The 19,187-nt window shown below is 64.4% G+C and carries 20 protein-coding genes and 1 pseudogene; 18 read left to right on the top strand and 3 right to left on the bottom strand.

The features are described 5' to 3' along the window. Positions 1-62: 62 nt before the first annotated feature. Positions 63-1,298, bottom strand: coding sequence for a multidrug effflux MFS transporter (locus tag ACP153_RS02915; RefSeq protein ID WP_424969471.1), 1,236 nt, complete (start codon positions 1,296-1,298; stop codon positions 63-65). Between the two features lie 350 nt (positions 1,299-1,648). On the opposite strand from ACP153_RS02915, the gene ACP153_RS02910 reads away from it, so the two are divergent. The 7 genes from ACP153_RS02910 (at position 1,649) to ACP153_RS02880 (ending at position 7,385) form a co-directional block, all read left to right on the top strand. Then, positions 1,649-3,181, top strand: a complete 1,533-nt coding sequence (locus tag ACP153_RS02910; protein ID WP_424969470.1) for an acyl-CoA carboxylase subunit beta — start codon at positions 1,649-1,651, stop codon at positions 3,179-3,181. Positions 3,182-3,201: 20 nt separating this feature from the next. After that, complete coding sequence (locus tag ACP153_RS02905; protein ID WP_424969469.1) at positions 3,202-3,669, top strand: hypothetical protein; 468 nt, start codon at positions 3,202-3,204, stop codon at positions 3,667-3,669. After that, on the top strand, positions 3,662-4,051 hold the full coding sequence (locus tag ACP153_RS02900; RefSeq protein ID WP_424969468.1) for a RidA family protein: 390 nt from the start codon (positions 3,662-3,664) through the stop codon (positions 4,049-4,051). Before ACP153_RS02905 ends, ACP153_RS02900 begins: the two co-directional genes overlap by 8 nt. Continuing rightward, positions 4,048-4,428 (top strand): DUF6497 family protein, encoded by a 381-nt coding sequence (locus ACP153_RS02895; RefSeq protein WP_424969467.1) that lies wholly within the window; start codon positions 4,048-4,050, stop codon positions 4,426-4,428. The genes ACP153_RS02900 and ACP153_RS02895 overlap by 4 nt, the downstream gene beginning before the upstream one ends. After that, the gene (locus ACP153_RS02890; protein ID WP_424969466.1) at positions 4,428-4,802 is read left to right on the top strand and encodes a hypothetical protein; all 375 of its coding nucleotides are present in this window, start codon (positions 4,428-4,430) and stop codon (positions 4,800-4,802) included. Before ACP153_RS02895 ends, ACP153_RS02890 begins: the two co-directional genes overlap by 1 nt. Positions 4,803-4,950: 148 nt before the next feature. Further along, entirely contained in the window at positions 4,951-5,166 is a 216-nt protein-coding gene (locus ACP153_RS02885) for a hypothetical protein (RefSeq protein ID WP_424969465.1), read from the top strand. Positions 5,167-5,339: 173 nt separating this feature from the next. After that, on the top strand, positions 5,340-7,385 hold the full coding sequence (locus tag ACP153_RS02880) for an acetyl-CoA carboxylase biotin carboxylase subunit (protein WP_424970000.1): 2,046 nt from the start codon (positions 5,340-5,342) through the stop codon (positions 7,383-7,385). 73 nt (positions 7,386-7,458) lie between these two features. Here the strand turns inward: ACP153_RS02880 and ACP153_RS02875 are convergent, their stop codons facing one another. Further along, a complete protein-coding gene (locus ACP153_RS02875; RefSeq protein ID WP_424969464.1) occupies positions 7,459-7,908 on the bottom strand; it encodes a DUF4174 domain-containing protein in 450 nt (149 codons plus the stop codon). A 171-nt stretch (positions 7,909-8,079) separates the two neighbouring features. Here ACP153_RS02875 and ACP153_RS02870 point away from each other — a divergent pair, with 171 nt between their 5' ends. Both ACP153_RS02870 and scpA read left to right on the top strand, forming a co-directional pair. Then, the gene (locus ACP153_RS02870) at positions 8,080-9,018 is read left to right on the top strand and encodes a hypothetical protein (RefSeq protein ID WP_424969463.1); all 939 of its coding nucleotides are present in this window, start codon (positions 8,080-8,082) and stop codon (positions 9,016-9,018) included. Beyond that, the gene (gene scpA / locus ACP153_RS02865) at positions 8,990-11,128 is read left to right on the top strand and encodes a methylmalonyl-CoA mutase (protein WP_424969462.1); all 2,139 of its coding nucleotides are present in this window, start codon (positions 8,990-8,992) and stop codon (positions 11,126-11,128) included. The genes ACP153_RS02870 and scpA overlap by 29 nt, the downstream gene beginning before the upstream one ends. A 90-nt stretch (positions 11,129-11,218) precedes the next feature. Here scpA and ACP153_RS02860 read toward each other — a convergent pair whose 3' ends face one another. Continuing rightward, on the bottom strand, positions 11,219-12,148 hold the full coding sequence (locus tag ACP153_RS02860) for a hydrogen peroxide-inducible genes activator (protein ID WP_424969461.1): 930 nt from the start codon (positions 12,146-12,148) through the stop codon (positions 11,219-11,221). Positions 12,149-12,512: 364 nt separating this feature from the next. On the opposite strand from ACP153_RS02860, the gene mbhE reads away from it, so the two are divergent. From mbhE to ACP153_RS02815, 9 genes and pseudogenes are all read left to right on the top strand, one after another. Next, entirely contained in the window at positions 12,513-14,750 is a 2,238-nt protein-coding gene (mbhE, locus tag ACP153_RS02855) for a hydrogen gas-evolving membrane-bound hydrogenase subunit E (protein ID WP_424969460.1), read from the top strand. Beyond that, the gene (locus ACP153_RS02850; protein WP_424969459.1) at positions 14,747-15,199 is read left to right on the top strand and encodes an MnhB domain-containing protein; all 453 of its coding nucleotides are present in this window, start codon (positions 14,747-14,749) and stop codon (positions 15,197-15,199) included. The genes mbhE and ACP153_RS02850 overlap by 4 nt, the downstream gene beginning before the upstream one ends. Then, complete coding sequence (locus ACP153_RS02845) at positions 15,199-15,603, top strand: Na+/H+ antiporter subunit C (protein WP_424969458.1); 405 nt, start codon at positions 15,199-15,201, stop codon at positions 15,601-15,603. The genes ACP153_RS02850 and ACP153_RS02845 overlap by 1 nt, the downstream gene beginning before the upstream one ends. Beyond that, positions 15,600-17,135: a Na+/H+ antiporter subunit D gene (locus ACP153_RS02840; protein WP_424969457.1), complete on the top strand. Its 1,536-nt coding sequence runs from the start codon at positions 15,600-15,602 to the stop codon at positions 17,133-17,135. The genes ACP153_RS02845 and ACP153_RS02840 overlap by 4 nt, the downstream gene beginning before the upstream one ends. After that, a complete protein-coding gene (locus ACP153_RS02835; RefSeq protein ID WP_424969456.1) occupies positions 17,132-17,485 on the top strand; it encodes a Na+/H+ antiporter subunit E in 354 nt (117 codons plus the stop codon). Before ACP153_RS02840 ends, ACP153_RS02835 begins: the two co-directional genes overlap by 4 nt. After that, positions 17,478-17,840 (top strand): monovalent cation/H+ antiporter complex subunit F, encoded by a 363-nt coding sequence (locus ACP153_RS02830; protein WP_424969455.1) that lies wholly within the window; start codon positions 17,478-17,480, stop codon positions 17,838-17,840. Before ACP153_RS02835 ends, ACP153_RS02830 begins: the two co-directional genes overlap by 8 nt. Continuing rightward, entirely contained in the window at positions 17,837-18,184 is a 348-nt protein-coding gene (gene mnhG / locus ACP153_RS02825) for a monovalent cation/H(+) antiporter subunit G (protein WP_424969454.1), read from the top strand. The genes ACP153_RS02830 and mnhG overlap by 4 nt, the downstream gene beginning before the upstream one ends. Further along, positions 18,171-18,785, top strand: coding sequence for a VOC family protein (locus ACP153_RS02820; RefSeq protein ID WP_424969453.1), 615 nt, complete (start codon positions 18,171-18,173; stop codon positions 18,783-18,785). The genes mnhG and ACP153_RS02820 overlap by 14 nt, the downstream gene beginning before the upstream one ends. 47 nt (positions 18,786-18,832) lie before the next feature. Further along, positions 18,833-19,138 (top strand): annotated as a pseudogene (locus ACP153_RS02815) (N-acetyltransferase family protein); the annotation flags it as partial. Positions 19,139-19,187 lie beyond the last annotated feature (49 nt).

Here is a 19,187-nt window from a genome sequence, read left to right as displayed (position 1 = left end):
GCCGCTCCGCATGTTTGCTAACACCTGTCTAGTATTTGCAAACTCCGGGGTCCAGAGGGGCGTCAGGCCTCGGCGTCCTGCGCATCCTGCGCCAGTTGCCCTTCGCGGCGCATGACGTAGATCACCGAGAGGGTCGAGCCGATCGAGGTGATCACCATCAGGATCTGCAGCGGATAGGGTCCCGTGCCCAGGGGCAGGATGACGCCGGCCAGCACGGACATGGCCGCGCCCCCGCCCACCATGATCGCCCCGCCGAGCCCGCTCGCCGTGCCCGCCAGATGAGGGCGTACCGACAGCGTGCCTGCGATAGCGTTCGGGATGATCATGCCATTGCCCAGCCCCACGGTGGTCACGAGGCCGAAAAAGGTCAGGGGATGGGTCAGGCCCAGGGCATAGATCAGGATCGACAGGCTCATCCCCACGGTCGTGATCATCGATCCCCAGAAGATCATCCGGTTGACCCCGAAGCTTTGCGAGTAGCGCCCCGAGAGGAAGTTCCCCGTCATGTAGCCAAAGGCGGGCGCGCCGAAATAGATGCCGAGCGTGGTCGGGGTCAGCCCGAACACCTCGGATCCGAGATAGGGCGCGCCGCCGAGAAACGCGAAGAATACGCCCGAGGCGCAGGCCGACGCCGCCACATAGCCCCAGAAGCGCCGCGCCCGCAGAAGCTCCGGGTACTCGGCGAATTGCGCCTTGAAGCTGGCGGATGTTGTCTTGGCGGTCTCGCCCAGATCCGCCCAGATCAGCGCAAAGAGCCCGACCGCGCAGGCCAGCAGCAGCCAGAAGCTCGCCCGCCAGCCAAAGGCCTCATCCAGCGCGCCACCCATGGCCGGGCCGATCATTGGCACCAGCGCCATGCCCATGGTGACATAGCCGATGAGCGAGGCGGCCTCGGCCTGTCCCACCATGTCGCGCACGATGGCCCGGCTAAGCACGAGCCCGGAGGCGATGATCGCCTGCGCCATGCGGCAGGCCAGGAAAACCTCGACATTCGGCGCATAGAGCGCGCCGAGCGTTGCAAGGCCGAAAAGCCCCGTGGAGACCAAGAGCACCGGTCGCCGCCCGTAGCGGTCCGAGAGGGGGCCAACGACCAGTTGCAGAACCGCCGTCGCCATCAGATAGAGCGAGACCGACAGCTGCATCACCGCATAATCGGTGGCGAAATACGCCGTCATCCCCGGCAGGGAGGGCAGGAATACGTTCATCGTCAAAGCCGCAATCCCCGCCATAAGCACCAGCGTGGTGATATGAGGCGGGGTGTTGCGGTTGAGGAACCGGGTCTGGAGCGACGGAGGCATAGATCCCTGCTATGCCTCGAATGGGGGAGAGTCCACTGCACTGGTGCAGAGGGGTTGTGCATCCTCTGCAGGGGCGAATTGTCACGTATTGCGCAAACTGCTCCACGTTTGAGCAAAAATTATACCGGGGCGGTGCCGTGCTTTCTGTTCTTTGCGTGGCCGTGGGTGCGGCTGGCATCCTTTATCTTCTTGGGAATACACGTGAAAACGGAAATCTCCACGCCTGTATATGCTATTTTGCAATTCGCAATTCAATTATTTCACAAAGTTTGCAAATTTTCCGGATTCTGCTTTGCAGCACATTTCCCTCCCCCTAGGGTCAGCGCCAAATCGAGACGGAGAATGACCTGATGAAAGATATCCAGCACGAGCTCGACCAGCGCCGCGAAGCCGCGCGCCTGGGTGGGGGCGAGAAGCGGATCGCCAGCCAGCACGCCAAAGGCAAACTGACCGCCCGGGAACGGATTGAACTTCTGCTGGACGAGGGCTCCTTTGAGGAGTTCGACATGTTCATCACCCATCGCTGCACCGATTTCGGGATGCAGGACCAGAAACCGGCGGGCGACGGCGTCGTCACGGGCTGGGGCACGGTGAATGGCCGTCAAGTCTATGTCTTCAGCCAGGACTTCACAGTGCTGGGCGGCTCGGTCTCCGCAACCCACGCCAAGAAGATCTGCAAGATCATGGATATGGCCATGGAAACCGGCGCGCCGGTGATCGGGATCAACGATTCCGGTGGCGCGCGGATCCAGGAGGGTGTCGACAGCCTCGCGGGCTATGGCGATGTGTTCCAGCGTAATATCGACGCCTCGGGCGTGGTGCCGCAGATCAGCCTGATCATGGGCCCCTGTGCGGGCGGCGCGGTCTATTCGCCTGCCATGACCGACTTCATCTTCATGGTGAAGGACAGCTCCTACATGTTCGTCACCGGCCCCGATGTGGTGAAGACCGTGACCAACGAAGTGGTCACCGCTGAGGAACTCGGCGGCGCAGGCACCCATACCAAGAAATCCTCCGTGGCCGATGCGGCGTTTGAAAATGACGTGGAGGCGCTGGCCGAGGCGCGTCGCCTGATCGACTTCCTGCCGCTCAACAACCGCGAAAAGCCGCCGGTCCGGCCGTTCTTCGACGACCCGGCACGGGTGGAAGAGAGCCTCGACACGCTGATCCCGGACAATCCGAACCAGCCCTATGACATGAAGGAACTGATCACGAAGATCGCCGATGAGGGCGATTTCTACGAGATCCAGCGCGACTTCGCGGGCAACATCATCACGGGCTTTATCCGCCTCGAGGGCCAGACCGTTGGCGTCGTGGCGAACCAGCCCATGGTGCTGGCAGGCGTGCTCGACATCGACAGCGCCCGCAAGGGCGCGCGGTTTGTGCGGTTCTGCGACTGTTTCGAGATCCCGATCCTGACCCTCGTGGACGTGCCTGGCTTCCTTCCTGGGACCACGCAGGAGTACAACGGCGTCATCAAGCATGGCGCGAAGCTGCTCTTTGCCTATGGCGAGGCAACCGTGCCGAAAGTGACCGTGATCACCCGCAAAGCCTATGGCGGCGCCTATGTGGTCATGAGCTCCAAGCACCTGAAGGGCGACATCAACTACGCCTGGCCGACCTCCGAAGTGGCGGTGATGGGCGCGAAGGGCGCCACCGAGATCATCCATCGCGCGGATCTTGGCGATCCTGACAAGATCGCGGCGCACACAAAGGAATACGAGGACCGCTTTGCCAACCCCTTCGTGGCGGCCGAGCGCGGCTTCATCGATGAGGTGATCATGCCCCAGTCGACCCGCCGCCGCGTGGCCCGCGCCTTTGCCAGCCTGCGCAACAAGCGCGTGGCCAAGCACTGGAAAAAGCACGACAATATCCCGCTCTGATCCGACCAGAGCATCACGAGATGGATCGGCACTTACACGACCATGACACCGGGAGGAGCGAGGGGAGCGCCAATGCGGCCTTCGTCGGTGGGGGACGCGTGTCTGATCCCGGGACTGGCGGCTTGGCCCGCCGGTCCCTGAAACACCCGGAGGCGGCCATGGGCTGGCATATCGCAGATCACGAGGGCGTTCTGACTCTGTCCCGGCAGCCCGGGGCGCGGATGGATTTCGCCGTCGAGCAGCGCTTGCCGCAGGTCCGGTCGCGCCGCCGTCTGGCCCACCAGATCCGGCAGGATATGTGGCGAGCCTTGCGCGCGCTCCGAGGATTTTCCCCGGTCGTGCGGATCCATCCGGATCCGGCCGGGATCCGTGTCGAGGCGGGCGGGCAGGTTGCTGTGCGCCCCTTTCCCCAAGCCCGCTGCGAAGCGATCCTGCGCGATCTGCTGAGCGACACGCAGCACCAAGCCAGATGGATGCGCCATGCCTGAGTACCACATGATCGACGCAGCCCCGACCCCGGTCGGCCCGTTCTGTCACGCGACCGAAAGCGATGGTTGGGTGTTTCTCACCGGCCAGATGCCGACCTTTCCGGATGATCCCGAGGCACCTTTGCCCGAGGGGATCACGGCGCAAGCGCACCGGGTGATGGACAACCTCGTTCTGGTGCTCGAGGGGCTTGGCCTTTCGCTGGCGGATGTTGCGCAATGCCGCTGCTATCTGACCGAATTTGAACGGGATTTCGATGCGTTCAACGCGGTCTACAAGACCTATTTTGGCGAGGGCGTCCGCCCGGCCCGGACCACGATTGGCGTGACCGCGCTCGCGGTCGGGGCGCTGGTCGAGGTCGATATGGTGGCGCGCCGTCCATGATTGCCGCCCGCCCTCTCTCGCCGCGCCCCGCAGGTCGGCCGCCGCTGGTCCCGGCCATGGTCGTGGAAGATCTGCCCTCCGGCCTGCGCCCGGTCGCATTGCCGCCCCTGATCGAGGATCAGGGCGGGGCGCCCGTGCTGGTGCTGCGCTATGTGGCGCCAGAGATTGCGCGCGCCCGGGGGCTCTATGATTTCACCGCACTGGAGCAGGATTTTCAGGTTCTGTGCGAACGCGACGCCCCGGCGGATGGCCCCGAACAGGTGGTTGTCATTCTGATGGAGCGCGCCGTCCCCCGGGGGCAGGCCGCCCCCGATGTCACCCAGTATTTTGAAAGCCTGCGCCGGACGGGTGTGGGCTGCGAATGGGAGGGTCTCTGATGCCGCGTCCTGAGATGACCAAGCATCGCGGCTTCCCGGGCCGGTTGCCCGGCACGGATTTCCAGTTCGTGCTGCGCCGCTCCCACAAGGATGGGGCGACAAAGCTCGTGGCGCGCGAGCGCTATGCGGATCGCCGCCCGGCGGATCGCCGCGCGGATGAGGGCTTCATGGCGGCGCTCTGGGCGCATTTTGGCGATGCGCCCTTCGAGCGGGGCAACCTCGATGCCGGGCGTCTCAGCTGGCTCTTTGAGCGCGAGGTCGTGCCCGCCGAGGATCCGTTTGACCCCGAGGATTACCAGGCGCTGCTGCGCATCGACGAGACCCTCGCGCGTCAGAACTTCCCCGGTGCCTTCAATGGGGAGGACGGGTTTTGAGCGCCCGTCGGACAGTTCTCGCCGATTTCGTGCAGGGGGATCAGCAAGGCTTTGCTGAGGCCTGCAACAAAGCCGGAATCCGGCTCGCAAACCGTGGATCTGATGACCAGATTCAGCCTCATAACAACACGTTGAGAGGCTCGAAATCATGGTCCGTTTCCCTTCCCGTTCAAAACTCCTGCTGGCTGGCGCAGCCCTTGTTGCGCTGGGCGCCTGCAACCTGTCTGCCGATGAAGAGCGCGCCCTCACTGGGGCTGCCATCGGCGCGGGCGGCGCAGTCATTCTCGACGGCAACCCGCTTGTCGGCGCGGCCGCCGGTGCAGCGGCTGGCGCGCTCTGCGACGACGCGGGCGTCTGCAAGTAAGCCAGGCGCAGCCCATCATCTGAATTCCCACCGGACCGCCCCTGGGGCGGCTCCGGCCCATCCCATCCCGGCCACCGTTGCACCCCGCAGCGGTGGCCTTTGCTTTGCCCGGACCACAGCGGTGCCGGCCCTCCGCCACAGTGCGGCGTGACGATAAGAAGAAGGAAGAGGCCATGTTCAAGAAGATCCTGATTGCCAACCGCGGGGAGATCGCCTGCCGGGTCATCAAGACCGCGCGCAAGATGGGCATCCAGACGGTTGCGATCTATTCCGATGCGGACCGCAATGCATTGCATGTGAAGATGGCCGATGAGGCGGTGCATATCGGCCCGCCGCCCGCCAACCAGTCCTATATCGTGATCGACAAGGTGCTCGACGCGATCCGTCAGACCGGGGCCGAGGCCGTGCATCCGGGCTATGGCTTCCTGTCGGAGAACAAGCTCTTTGCCGAGGCGCTGGCCAAGGAAGGCGTGGCCTTTATCGGGCCGCCCGCCGGGGCCATCGAGTCCATGGGCGACAAGATCACCTCGAAGAAGATCGCGCAGGAGGCCGAAGTCTCCACCGTGCCGGGCTATATGGGTCTGATCGAGGATGCAGAAGAGGCGGTGAAGATCTCCAACGAGATCGGCTATCCGGTGATGATCAAGGCCTCCGCCGGGGGGGGCGGCAAGGGCATGCGGATCGCCTGGAACGATGAGGAAGCGCGCGAGGGCTTTCAGAGCTCCAAGAACGAGGCCGCGAACTCCTTTGGCGATGACCGGATCTTCATCGAGAAATTCGTCACCCAGCCCCGCCATATCGAGATCCAGGTTCTGGCCGACAGCCATGGCAACTGCATCTATCTGGGCGAGCGCGAATGCTCGATCCAGCGCCGGAACCAGAAAGTGGTCGAAGAGGCGCCGAGCCCCTTCCTCGACGAGGCGACCCGCAAGGCCATGGGCGAGCAGTCCTGCGCGCTGGCCAAGGCCGTGGGCTATGCCAGTGCCGGGACCGTGGAATTCATCGTCGATGGGGAGCGGAATTTCTACTTCCTCGAGATGAACACCCGTCTGCAGGTGGAACACCCGGTGACCGAGCTGATCACGGGCGTTGACCTTGTGGAGCAGATGATCCGCGTGGCTTACGGCGAGAAGCTCGCCATGACCCAGGATGACGTGACCCTCACCGGCTGGGCCATCGAGAACCGGCTTTATGCGGAGGATCCCTATCGCGGGTTCCTGCCCTCCATCGGGCGTCTGACCCGTTATCGCCCGCCGGTCGAGGTGGCCGCAGGGCCGCTCGAGACCAACGGCAAATGGCATGGGGACGCGCCCTCGGGCACGACCGCTGTGCGCAATGACACCGGGGTCTATGAGGGCGGCGAGATCTCGATGTTCTACGACCCGATGATCGCCAAGCTCTGCACCTGGGGCCCGGATCGTCCGACGGCCATCGAGGCCATGCGCAACGCGCTCGACGGGTTCGAGGTTGAGGGCATTGGCCACAACCTGCCCTTCGTCGCCGCGGTGATGGACCACGAGATCTTCATCAAGGGCGAGATGACCACCGCCTTTATCGAAGAGCAGTATCCCGAAGGCTTCGAAGGCGTGACCCTGTCAGACGCGGATCTCACGCGGATCTCGGCAGCGGCAGCGGCCATGTACCGGGTGGCAGAGATCCGGCGCACGCGGATCTCGGGCACCATGGACAATCACGAGCGTCTGGTGGGCACGGATTGGGTCGTTTCGGCCCAGGGCAGCCAGCAGGCGGTTTCGATTGCCGCGGATGCCGAGGGCTCGACGGTCACGTTCGCCGATGGCACCAGCCACCGGGTCGCCAGCACCTGGACCCCGGGCGACAGCATCGCTGAGCTTGAGATCGATGGCGCGCCCATGGTGGTCAAGATCGACAAGATCACCAGCGGCTTCCGCATGCGGTTCCGCGGTGCGGATATCAAGGTCACCGTGCGCACCCCGCGCCAGGCCGAGCTGGCCGACCTGATGCCCGAAAAGCTGCCGCCCGACACCTCCAAGATGCTGCTCTGCCCGATGCCGGGCCTTGTGGTGAAGGTGGATGTGGCCGTGGGCGACACGGTGCAGGAGGGTCAGGCCCTTTGCACGGTCGAGGCGATGAAGATGGAAAACATCCTGCGCGCCGAGAAGACCACAACCGTGACCAAGATCAATGCAGGCCCGGGTGACAGCCTGGCCGTTGACGACGTGATCATGGAATTCGAATGAGCCTCAGCCCCCGCCATATCGTCGCCGGCGTCCCTGTTTCAGGGGCGTCTCGCGGCTGCGCGGGGGCAGGATCCTATCCGTTCGTGGCCTTCTTGAGCCGGATCTCATCCTGGCGGAGCGGCATCTTGTCGATCTGCCGGGTGATTTCGCGGACGCTCCAGGGGGAGGGCTTGCGGAGCTTCACGCCGCCATCCTTGCCCACGAGCACCATCATGTATCCGCGCGGGCGCAGGGTCTGGCGCAGCTCGGATCTTGCGGCGGGATCGGTATCGACGATCACCACCACATCGCGCTCGGCAAGATCCCGGGGACGGGCCTCGAGCAGGGTCATCTGCTCGATGAAGCGCGGATCCGCAGGGGTGTCGGCGAAGACCACAATGGGCCGGGCGACCCAGAGAAAATCGTTCAAATTGATTTCATCGGCCTGGAGCGGCGCCCAGGTTTCGACCGCGTCATCATTGGCGGATGCACTGCTGATGGATGCGATTAGTCCAGCAAATACAAGGGGTATCAGTCGTTTCATGGTCCCTCCGGTTGGCCAAGATATATGCCGTCCGGCGCGGATTTCGAAGACCCTGACGCGCTTTTTGCCGCTCGGTAACGTTAATTCGACCGGAAGGGTCGTTTTTTAATGTCTCTCGCAATGTCATATCCCCCGCGCTCTGGCGTCGGGCTTGCGTGTATGAGGCGAGTTTTGGACGTAATTCTGCATGTGGGTGCCCATCGGACTGGCACCACGACCCTGCAACAGACGCTGCATCACAATCATCAGCGGTTGAAGGCGAACAAGGTGGAATACTGGGCGCCGCAGCGCACCCGCGCGGGCCTGTTTGACGGGCTGATCAAGGCCGCCGACCGGGTCTCGCCCCAGGTCACGGCCCAGGCCCGGAGAGCCAATCAGCAGATCGAAGACGAGCTGCAGGCCCTGAGCAAAGCCGGGGTGAAAACCCTGATCGTGTCCGAGGAGAACATGCTGGGCTCGATCCCGGCCAGTGTGACCACCGAACGGCTTTATCCGGATGCCGTGCGGCGCGTGGCGCGTCTGCGTCCCGCCTTTGCCGACCGGTGCGCGCGGATCGGGCTTGCGATCCGCAGCTACGACCAGCTTTGGACCTCGATGATCTCCTTCACGGTCAAGCGCAGCGGGCGCGTGCCCGACGCCGATCAGATCGCGGGCCTCGTGGATCAGCCGCGCCGTTGGCGTGACGTCATTCGGGAGCTGCGCGTGGCCTTCCCGCGCGCGGAGATTCAGGTCTGGCCCTTCGAGGGCATGGTGGATGCCCCCCATGACGTGATCGCGCGTCTGACCGGGCGGAGTTTGCCTGTGCCCCTCGATCCGGTGGAGGTTGTGCACAACCCCGCCCCAGACATCCATGCCCTGCGCGACGCGGTCGAACGCGGCCCCTGCGCAGGTCATCTCACCCGACTCGCGGAATGGAACAGCGGACGCTGGATGCCATTCACCGAACCGCAGCGCACGAAGATGCGCGCGGATTACGCGGAGGATATCGCCTGGCTGCGGAGCGATCCGGGCCCGGCTATTCGCTATATTGAGAGCCCCGAGGATCTCGTGGGCCCGACAGAAGAAGAAAGAGGAGTGCGACATGACGAAGGGCAAAGACGCGTGGGCTGACATTGCCGCGAAGGAGTTGCGCGGCAAGCCATTGGAGGCGCTGACCTGGGATACTCTTGAGGGGATCCAGGTGCAGCCGCTCTACACCGCCGAGGACACCGAAGGGCTCGACCATCTGGGCACGATCCCGGGGCAGGCGCCGTTCACCCGCGGGGTGAAGGCGACCATGTATGCGGGCCGTCCCTGGACGATCCGGCAATATGCGGGCTTCTCGACGGCTGAGGAATCCAACGCTTTCTATCGCAAGGCACTGGATGCGGGGCAGCAGGGTGTCTCGGTCGCGTTCGACCTGGCCACACACCGGGGCTATGACAGCGACCACCCCCGGGTCGAGGGCGATGTGGGCAAGGCCGGTGTGGCCATCGACAGCGTCGAGGATATGAAGATCCTCTTTGACGGCATCCCGCTCGACAAGGTCTCGGTCTCCATGACCATGAATGGCGCGGTGATCCCGATCCTCGCGAATTTCATCGTCACCGGCGAAGAGCAGGGCCATGACCGCTCAGTCCTGTCGGGCACGATCCAGAACGACATCCTCAAGGAGTTCATGGTTCGCAACACCTATGTGTATCCGCCCGAGCCCTCAATGCGGATCATCGCGGACATCATCGAATACACTTCGAACGAGATGCCGAAATTCAACTCGATCTCGATCTCCGGCTATCACATGCAGGAGGCGGGCGCGAACCTGGTGCAGGAACTGGCCTTCACTCTCGCCGATGGCCGCGAATATGTGCGTGCCGCGATCGAGCGGGGCATGGATGTGGACAAGTTCGCCGGACGGCTTTCGTTCTTCTTTGCCATCGGGATGAACTTCTTCATGGAGGCCGCCAAGCTGCGCGCGGCGCGGATGCTCTGGCATCGCATCATGTCGGAGTTCGAGCCGAAGAACCCGCGCTCCATGATGCTGCGGACACATTGCCAGACCTCGGGTGTGTCCTTGCAGGAGCAGGACCCCTATAACAACGTGATCCGCACCGCCTATGAGGCGATGTCGGCGGTGCTTGGTGGGACGCAATCGCTGCACACCAACGCGCTGGACGAGGCGATTGCCCTGCCGACCGAGTTCTCGGCCCGGATCGCACGGAACACCCAGCTCATCCTGCAGGAAGAGACGGGCGTGACGAATGTGGTCGATCCGCTGGCGGGCTCCTACTACGTGGAAAGCCTCACCAATGAGCTGGCCGAGAAGGCCTGGGCGCTCATCGAAGAGGTTGAGGAGATGGGCGGCATGACCAAGGCCGTGGGCTCCGGCATGCCGAAGCTGCGGATCGAGGAGAGTGCGGCTCGCCGTCAGGCGATGATCGACAAGGGCGACGAGGTGATCGTCGGGGTCAACAAGTACCGCAAGGACAAGGAAGACCCGATCGATATCCTTGAGATCGACAACCAGAAGGTGCGCGATGGGCAGGTGGCGCGTCTGGCCGGGATCCGCGATAGCCGCGATCAAGCGGCCTGCGATGCAGCATTGGGTGAATTGGAACGTCGGGCCTCCGAAGGGGGCAATCTGCTCGAAGCGGCCGTGGAAGCGGCCCGCGCGCGGGCAAGCGTAGGAGAGATCAGCATGGCCATGGAAAAGGTGTTCGGGCGTCACCGCGCCGAGGTGAAGACCCTCGCCGGGGTCTATGGGGCGGCCTATGAGGGCGATGATGGCTTCGCGGCGATCCAGAAATCCGTCGAAGGCTTCGCCGAGGAGGAGGGGCGTCGTCCGCGGATGCTCGTGGTCAAGATGGGCCAGGACGGCCATGACCGGGGCGCCAAGGTGATCGCGACTGCCTTTGCGGATATCGGGTTCGATGTGGATGTGGGTCCGCTCTTCCAGACGCCGGAAGAGGCCGCGCAGGACGCGATCGACAATGATGTCCATGTCATCGGCATCTCGAGCCAGGCGGCCGGGCACAAGACCCTGGCGCCGAAGCTTGTGGACGCGCTGAAGGCACAAGGGGCGGGCGATATTCTGGTGATTTGTGGCGGGGTGATCCCGCAGCAGGATTACCAGTATCTCTATGATCGTGGGGTCAAGGCGATCTTCGGGCCGGGCACCAATATCCCCGAGGCCGCGCAGGACATCCTGCGGCTTATCCGGGATGCACGCTCCGAAGCGGCCTGATCCGCGGCGGGGCCGATTTGGTCCCATGGGCACCGGTGGCCGAGGCGGCATGCCGCCTCGGGATGACCCGCGTCGAGTGAGACCGGCGTCTCAGCTTTCGAGGGTCAGTTCCGGCCAGCTCTTGCGCACCACATCGCGGATCACATCCGCGATTTGCAGATAGGCGGCATCGCGCCCGGCGCGGCGCCGCCAGACCATGCCTACGGAGCGCATCATGCGCACGCCTTTCAGGCGTCGGACCACCACTTCGGCGCCGCGCCCTTCGATCTCGGAGCTCACATAGAGCGCGGGGAGGAAGGTGATCCCCATGCCCATCCCCACCATCTGCCGCAGGGCATCGAGCGAGGTGCCCTCATAGTCCCGCGCCAGAAGCGCGCCGGTCTGCTGGCAGATCGCAGTGATCTGGTCATGAAGGTGATAGGCCGGGCTGAGGCTCAGAACTTGCTCCCCCGCCAGATCCTCGGGGCGGAGGTTGTCCCGCGAGATCAAATGATGATCCGCGGGCAGGGCCAGCATCAGCGGCTCACGGAAAAGCCGTGCCGTCGTGTAGTCCGCCCCGGTCACGGGGAGCTGGGTAAGGATCACGTCATGCTCACCGCGGGCAAGATCCTGCTCCAACACCCGGGGCGCGTCCTCGCGGATATAGATCCGCAGATCCGGATGCCGGGCATGGAGCGCGCCGACCACATGGGGGAGCAGATAGGGGCCGAGCGTCGCCTTCGCCCCCAGCCGGATGGTCCCGACCACCCCGTCGCGGGCAGCACCCGCGAAGTCCACAAGGCTCTGAACATCATCGAGAATCCCTCGCGCGCGCGTAACAACCTCGCGCCCCACCTGGGTCAATCGCACCCCGCCGCGCCCGCGCTCGACCAGCGCCACGCCGAGCGCAAGTTCAAGGTTCTGGATCTGCGCGCTCAGCGAGGGTTGGGTCACCCCGACCCGCTCCGCCGCGCGTCTGAAATGCGCGGTCTCGTCAATGGCGACCAGAAATTGCAGCTGTTTCAGGGTGGGCGTGGCCAAAGTTCACCTTCCGGAGTTTGATAGGAATAAACTATCAAAATTTATTAACCCATTGGGTTTTTAAATTCAACGACGACCTCATATCAAACTCATCGAAGGCACTATGCCACGGGAGGCGCCGATCTTGCCCACGTCCTTCATGTTTCCTCATGTCGGGCAGGAGTAGGGGCCGCTTATACGGGCCACGACCAGGAGTTGATCTCATCGACTTCTAGGCCTGTGCCGTCCTCTGGACGGCTGAGGGTCGCGCTACATCCGGGGCCGTGGCGCGACCCTCTTTAATTCAAGATTGCCCCCGAAGCCTCCACCGCTAGGTGAACGAAGACGAGGCGCGCTTGCGCGCCCCCAATACAGAAGTGTGCCCATGCCCCGGCTGCTGACCCTTATTCCCGCTGCGATCCTTGCGCTGATCGCGTTCTGGTTCGCCCAGTTCATTCCTCAGGTTGCCGCTGGTGAGGTCATCACCTGGTCGCGCCCCTGGATCCCTGGGCTCGGGATCGAGGTCGCCTTTCTGATCGACGGGCTTTCGCTGCTCTTCGCGTTGATGGTGACGGGGATCGGCGCGCTGATTTTCCTCTACGCGGCGGTCTATTTCAAAGGCCATCCGAAGCTCACCATGCTCCTGACATTGTTGACGCTTTTCGCGATCTCGATGCTCGGGCTGGTGCTGGCGGATGATGCGGTGACGCTGTTTGTCTTCTGGGAAGGCACGACGATCACCTCCTTCCTGCTGGTCGGGTTTGACCATGAGAAGACCAAGGCACGGGACAATGCGCTGCAGGCGCTGCTGGTCACCGGGCTGGGCGGTCTGGCGCTGCTGGCGGGGCTAATCCTGCTTGGCGCGGAGGCCGGGACGTTCCGGATTTCCGAGATGAACGCGGCGGGCGATCTGATCAAGGCGTCGGTGCTCTACATCCCGATCCTGATCCTGATTTTCATCGGAGCCTTCACGAAATCCGCGCAATTCCCGTTCCATTTCTGGCTGCCGGGTGCGATGGCCGCGCCGACGCCGGTCAGCGCCTATCTGCACTCCGCGACCATGGTCAAAGCAGGGATCTACCTGCTCGCGCGGCTGACCCCGGCGCTGGGCGGAACGGAGGTCTGGTTCTGGACGCTGACCCTTGTGGGCGCGATCACCATGGTCTGGACCTCGGTGCTCGCACTGAAGCAGACCGATCTGAAACTGATGCTCGCCTATACGACGGTGATGGCGCTTGGCGCGCTCACCATGATGCTCGGCGGTGGCACGCGCTATGCGGTGATGACGGTCGCGGTGTTCCTGATCGTGCACGCGCTTTACAAGGCCGCGCTCTTCCTCACGGTCGGGCTCATCGACAAGGGGACCGGCACGCGAGAAACGACGCAGCTTGGCGGCTTGCGGCGCGAGATGCCGGTGACCTTCGTGATCGCGCTTCTGGCGGCGATGTCCATGGCGGGGCTCGCGCCCTTCATCGGGTTCATCGGCAAAGAGCTGATGTATGAGGCCGCCCTCGGCGTCGAGACCGAGCCGCTCTTCGTGGCCACCGCGGCCTTGCTGGCCAACGCGAATATGGTGGCCGCGGCGGCACTGGTGGCGATCGCGCCCTTCTTCGGTGCGCGGATTGCGCCGCCCAAGGGGCCCGCCGATCCGTCGCCCTGGCTCTGGGCGGGGCCTGCGCTTCTGGCGGTGCTGGGTCTGGCTTTTGGTCTCTTCCCGAGCCTGATCGATGGCGCCATCGTCACCCCGGTCGTACAGTCGATCCTGCCGGGGGAGGAGGCGGTGTATCTCAAGATCTGGCATGGGGTGAACCTGCCGCTGATGTTGTCGCTGCTGACCTTCCTTCTGGGATTTGCCCTTTACTACGGGCGGTTGAAGGTGCGTGCTTCTTTGCGGAGTACCAATTTCACCGGCGGTCTGGACGCGAACGAGGCCTATGAGCTCGTGCTGAAAACCTTCAAGCGCTTCGCGGCCTGGTCCGCGCGGACGGTGCAGGGCGGGAAGATGACGGTCTATCTGCGCACAGCGTTCACGGTGCTGGCGCTTCTGATGTGGGGGGCACATCTCGCCTCGCGGGATGCGTTCAGCCCGCCGGTCGAGGGGCTGTCCCTCGTGCCGCTTGTGATCTGCGCGCTAATTGCGGTCTCGGCAGCGGTGGTGCTGACCACGGGGTCGCGCCTCTATGGTCTGACCGCGCTCGGGATCACCGGGGCCGGGGTCGCGATCCTCTTCGTGTTCTACTCGGCCATTGATGTGGCCATCACGCAGATCCTGGTGGAGATGCTGGTGGTGATTATCCTCGCGGTCGCACTGGTCAAACTGCCCACCATGCCGCAGGAGCGGAATTTCCGTGCGGGCGACGCTATGATCGCCTCGGCGCTCGGGCTGGGCGTGGCTTTCGTGGTCGCCTCGGTGCTGATGCAGCCCTTTGATCCGCGCATCAACGAGTTCTTCAACGCTGCCAGCTACCCCGAGGCGCTGGGCCGGAATGTTGTGAACGTGATCCTTGTGGACTTCCGCGCGCTCGACACGCTGGGCGAGGTGGCGGTGGTTCTGGTGGCGGCAATCTCTGCCGCTGCGGCCCTGACGGCGGGCCTGCGGGCCCGGAAGAAAGTAGACAAATGAATTCCACGATCCTCCAGACTGCGACGCGGGTGTTGGTCCCGTTGTTCCTGCTGATCTCGCTTTTGATCCTGTGGCGTGGGCATAACGCGCCGGGCGGTGGCTTCATCGGTGGCCTCATGGCGGTGATCGCCGTGGCGCTTTATGCGCTGGCCGAAGGGGTCGAGAAGGCGCGCAGCTTCCTGCGCATCGACGCGCTGTCCCTGGCCGGGCTCGGGCTTGCGATGTCCGTGGCAGGCGGGCTCTGGGGCGCGGCCGTGGGCGGCGCCTTCCTGCAGGGGGTCTGGCCTTTTTACGGCTACGTGCCGGGCGAAGGCACGCAAGGCTGGCCGGTCGGCTCGATCCTGCTCTTTGATACGGGCGTCTTCGTGACCGTGCTGGGCGCGGTCTGTGCCGTGCTCTTCTCGCTCGAGGACGCGGTCTTCTCCGAGCAGGATGAGGAGGCGCGCTGATGGAGATCGTGATCGCAGCCCTTGTGGGCTTTCTCGTCGCCGGGGGCGCATACCTCATGATGAGCGGGCAGCTTATCCGCTTCCTCTTTGGCCTCGTGCTGCTCTCCAACGCCGCCAATCTCGGCATCTTCGCCGCTGGCCGCATGACCTATGCCACGCCGCCCTTTGTGCCCGAGGGCTCGACCGAGGCTGTGGCCGGGGCCGCCAATGCCCTGCCGCAGGCGCTGATCCTGACGGCCATCGTGATCGGCTTCGGCCTGCTCGCCTTTGCCCTCGCTCTGGCATTCCGGGCCTGGCAAAGCCTCGGCACGGTCGAGATGGATGCCATGCGCGCTTGTGAGCCACTGGATCCGCCCAAAACAGTCTCCGCGCCGAGCGCACCGCGTCTGGAGGCCGCAGAATGATCCTCGTCTGGCCCATCGCGATCCCGATGATCACGGCGATCCTCACCCTCCTTCTGCGCAACCGCGGCGGCGCGAATGCGGTCTCGCTGCTGGGGGCGGTAGCGCTCCTGATTTCGGGGCTTGCCCTGCTCCAAGCGGTGCTCAGCGGCGGCCCGATCTCAGCCCAGATGGGCGGGTGGGAGGCACCGTTCGGCATCACGCTCTTTGCCGATATCCTCTCGGCGGCCATGGTGGTCATTGCCGGGATCGTCGGCGTTGCGGTCATCGTCTACAGCCAGTTCGACGTGACCGATGACGAGCGCCGGGTTGGGTTCCACCCGCTGAGCCATGCGCTGCTCCTCGGTGTCTGTGGCGCGTTCCTGACCGGGGATATCTTCAACCTCTATGTCTGGTTCGAGGTGATGCTGATCGCGTCCTTCGGGCTGCTGGTGATCGGCGGGCGCCGGGATCAGATCGATGCAGCGGTGAAATATGTCGGGCTGAACCTCGTGGCGACGCTGGCCTTTCTGACCGGCGTCGGGATCCTCTATGGCGCTGCCGGAACGCTGAACATGGCGGACCTGCACCTCGTGCTGGCGGAGCGGCAGTCGGAAACCGCCGTGCTCGCCTCGGCGGCACTGCTGCTCTTTGCCTTTGGCGCCAAGGCCGCGATGTTCCCGGTTTTTGCCTGGTTGCCCGCCTCGTATCACACGCCGGCCTTTGCGACCTCGGCGCTCTTCGCGGCGCTGCTGACCAAGGTCGGGGTCTATGCGCTCCTGCGGGTGTTCACGGTGGTCTATGATGGCGGTGGCGGCTTCGTGCAGCCGATCCTGCTGATCGGCGCGGTGCTGACCATGGTGATCGGTGTGCTCGGCGCGGCGGCGCAGAACGATGTGCGGCGGATCCTGTCCTTCCACATCATCAGCCAGATCGGCTACATGGTGCTCGGTCTTGCCCTCTTCACGCCCTTGGCGATCATCGGCGCGATCTTCTACCTGTTTCACCATATCATCGTGAAGGCGAACCTCTTCTTCGTGGCGGGCCTGATCAAGCTGAAGGCCGGGTCCGAGGATCTCGACAAGATCGGCGGCCTGCTGAAGGCCTCGCCCTTCCTCGCGGTGCTGTTCCTGATCCCGGCCCTGAGCCTTGCGGGGATCCCGCCGCTCTCGGGCTTCTGGGCGAAGTTCATCATCGTGCAGGCGACGCTGGAGGCGCAGGACTGGTGGGTGGCGCTCGCGGCCCTCGCGGTCGGGCTGATCACGCTCTTCTCGATGACCAAGATCTGGCTCGCGGCCTTCTGGAAGGATCACCCGGATCCCAAGCACAACCTCGCCCAGGCCATGCCGCGCACGATGATCGGTCCCATCGCGGTGCTGGCGGTGATGACCGTGATCATCGGGCTCGGGGCCGGGCCGCTCTATGCGGTGGCCGAGCAGGCAGCGGTCACATTGCTCGACCCGCTCGCCTATGTGGAGGTCGTTCTGGGCCCTGAGGTCGCCGAGACCGCCCGGGCCGAGCGGGCCGCGCTGCAACTGGCGGAGGTGTCCGAATGAAACCGGTGCTGAGGCTCTACTACTCGCTCAACCTTTTTGTCTTTTTCATCAAGGAGCTCTTTGTCTCGAGCCTCCGGGTCGCCTGGGACGTGATCACGCCGGATATGAAGGCGCGGCCCCGGCTGATCGTGGTGCCGCTCGATGCCAAGACGGATATGGAACTAATGCTGACCGCCAATATCATTTCGCTGACGCCGGGCACCCTGTCGATCGATCTGAGCGCGGATCGCTCCGAACTGCTGGTGCATTCGATGTTCGGGGCCGAGGATCCCGAGGGGGAGATTGCCGCCATGAAACACGGGATCGAACGCCGGGTGCTGCGGGCGACACGGGGGACCCATCATGCTTGATCTGCTGGGCAATCTGCTGCTGGAGACGCGCCAGACTGGCCCGTTGGGGGTCGCGGTGCTGCTGACCTTCGTGCTGGTGACGGCGGCGCTGGTGCTGTCGACCATTCGGCTGCTGCGGGGGCCGACCCTGCCGGACCGGGTGGTGGCGCTGGACCTGATCTCGATCCTGCTGGTGGCGATGCTGACGCTCTTTGCCCTGTCGAGCGAGGTTGAGGCCTATCTCGACGCGGCCCTGGTGCTGGCGCTGGTGGCCTTTCTGGGCACGGTGGCGCTCGCGCGCTTCGTGCTGCGCTCGGGCCGGAACTACAAGAACGGGCAACCGGACGTTGCCCCGGGCAAGGAGGACCACAGATGACAGCCATTGACTGGATCGCGGGGACGCTGCTGCTCTGTGGCGGGTTCTTCACCTTCATCGCCGCCCTCGGTGTGGTGCGGATGCAGGATGTCTATATCCGTATGCATGCCTCCACCAAGGCGGGCACGCTGGGGGTCGGGATGATCGCCGCCGCCGCGGCCCTGACCGTGGATGCCGAGGGCATGGCGAAGGAGATTGCGATCATCCTCTTCCTGCTGTTCACTGCGCCCATCGGCGCGCATGTGATCGCCCGGGCGGCCTTCCAGTCGCGCGTGCCGCTTTGGGGCCAGAAAGACGACGATATCAACCGTGACAACTTCACCTGCGAGAATGAGCGGACCTGACCCGGTCCTGCGTTTCGACCATATCGCCATTGCCGCCACGCGGCTCGAGGACGGTGTTGCCTGGCTCGAGGAGCGACTTGGCGTGCCGCTTGCCCCGGGCGGGCAGCATCCGGCCATGGGTACCCATAACCGGCTTCTGTCGCTGGGCCCGGATCTCTATCTCGAAGTGATCGCCATCGACCCGGAGGCCGCGCCGCCCGGACGCAGGCGCTGGTTTGATCTGGACCGGTTTGACGGACTGCCTCGGCTGCATTCCTGGATCGTTGCCGCCCCCGAGGGCGCGCCACGCCCGGCCTATGCCGGGCCGCCCGTCGCGCTCAGTCGCGGCGATCTGCGCTGGAGCTTCACGGTGCTCGAAAGTGGTGCGCTGCCCTTTGACGGGGTTGGACCACCCATCATTACATGGGAGGCCGGTGGCCATCCGACCGAGAAACTTGCCGATGTCGGGGTGCGCCTGACCGGTCTGACCGTGTCGCACCCGCAAGCGGCGGAGCTGCGCGCGGCGCTGGCCGGGCTTGAGAGCCCGCTCGTTGAGATCATCGAAGGACCTGCTGCACTTCGCGCGACGCTGCGCACGCCCAAGGGTGAGGTGACCCTGTGATCCGTCCCGCCGAAGCGGCAGATGCGGAGGCCATCGCCGGGGGCGAAGTGATGGGCTTTGCCTCCTATGGCCAGTTCCGCGCCGGGCTCGGTTACGCCAACACCATGGAGCATTCGATCATGCTCGACACGCGGGCGCAGGGGCTCGGTCTGGGTCGGGGGCTCATGGCTGCCCTGGAGGACCATGCGCGCGGGCGCGATGTCCACACGCTCTGGGCCGGGGTGAGCGGCGAGAACCCCGAAGGGGTCCGGTTTCACCGCCATATGGGCTTCACCGAGCTTGCCACCCTGCCGGAGGTGGGGTTCAAGTTCGGACGCTGGATGGATCTGGTCCTGCTCTACAAGCGCCTCTGACCGGTACCGCGTGTCCAGCGGGCGCGCCTTTTTGCATATGCGGCGTCCC

Source organism: Dinoroseobacter sp. S76 (assembly GCF_049801095.1).
Lineage (GTDB): Bacteria > Pseudomonadota > Alphaproteobacteria > Rhodobacterales > Rhodobacteraceae > Dinoroseobacter.
This window is presented reverse-complemented; position numbering and strand designations above follow the sequence as displayed.

Bases quoted from the DNA above. Each gene is read 5' to 3' on its own strand.
- ACP153_RS02845 (WP_424969458.1), top strand. From the start codon at position 15,199: ATGGAGATCGTGATCGCAGCCCTTGTGGGCTTTCTCGTCGCCGGGGGC.
- ACP153_RS02910 (WP_424969470.1), top strand. From the start codon at position 1,649: ATGAAAGATATCCAGCACGAGCTCGACCAGCGCCGCGAAGCCGCGCGC.
- ACP153_RS02880 (WP_424970000.1), top strand. From the start codon at position 5,340: ATGTTCAAGAAGATCCTGATTGCCAACCGCGGGGAGATCGCCTGCCGG.
- ACP153_RS02850 (WP_424969459.1), top strand. From the start codon at position 14,747: ATGAATTCCACGATCCTCCAGACTGCGACGCGGGTGTTGGTCCCGTTG.
- ACP153_RS02895 (WP_424969467.1), top strand. From the start codon at position 4,048: ATGATTGCCGCCCGCCCTCTCTCGCCGCGCCCCGCAGGTCGGCCGCCG.
- ACP153_RS02890 (WP_424969466.1), top strand. From the start codon at position 4,428: ATGCCGCGTCCTGAGATGACCAAGCATCGCGGCTTCCCGGGCCGGTTG.
- ACP153_RS02905 (WP_424969469.1), top strand. From the start codon at position 3,202: ATGGATCGGCACTTACACGACCATGACACCGGGAGGAGCGAGGGGAGC.
- ACP153_RS02875 (WP_424969464.1), bottom strand. From the start codon at position 7,908: ATGAAACGACTGATACCCCTTGTATTTGCTGGACTAATCGCATCCATC.
- mnhG (WP_424969454.1), top strand. From the start codon at position 17,837: ATGACAGCCATTGACTGGATCGCGGGGACGCTGCTGCTCTGTGGCGGG.
- ACP153_RS02840 (WP_424969457.1), top strand. From the start codon at position 15,600: ATGATCCTCGTCTGGCCCATCGCGATCCCGATGATCACGGCGATCCTC.
- mbhE (WP_424969460.1), top strand. From the start codon at position 12,513: ATGCCCCGGCTGCTGACCCTTATTCCCGCTGCGATCCTTGCGCTGATC.
- ACP153_RS02915 (WP_424969471.1), bottom strand. From the start codon at position 1,298: ATGCCTCCGTCGCTCCAGACCCGGTTCCTCAACCGCAACACCCCGCCT.
- ACP153_RS02885 (WP_424969465.1), top strand. From the start codon at position 4,951: ATGGTCCGTTTCCCTTCCCGTTCAAAACTCCTGCTGGCTGGCGCAGCC.
- ACP153_RS02820 (WP_424969453.1), top strand. From the start codon at position 18,171: ATGAGCGGACCTGACCCGGTCCTGCGTTTCGACCATATCGCCATTGCC.
- ACP153_RS02830 (WP_424969455.1), top strand. From the start codon at position 17,478: ATGCTTGATCTGCTGGGCAATCTGCTGCTGGAGACGCGCCAGACTGGC.
- ACP153_RS02900 (WP_424969468.1), top strand. From the start codon at position 3,662: ATGCCTGAGTACCACATGATCGACGCAGCCCCGACCCCGGTCGGCCCG.
- scpA (WP_424969462.1), top strand. From the start codon at position 8,990: ATGACGAAGGGCAAAGACGCGTGGGCTGACATTGCCGCGAAGGAGTTG.
- ACP153_RS02835 (WP_424969456.1), top strand. From the start codon at position 17,132: ATGAAACCGGTGCTGAGGCTCTACTACTCGCTCAACCTTTTTGTCTTT.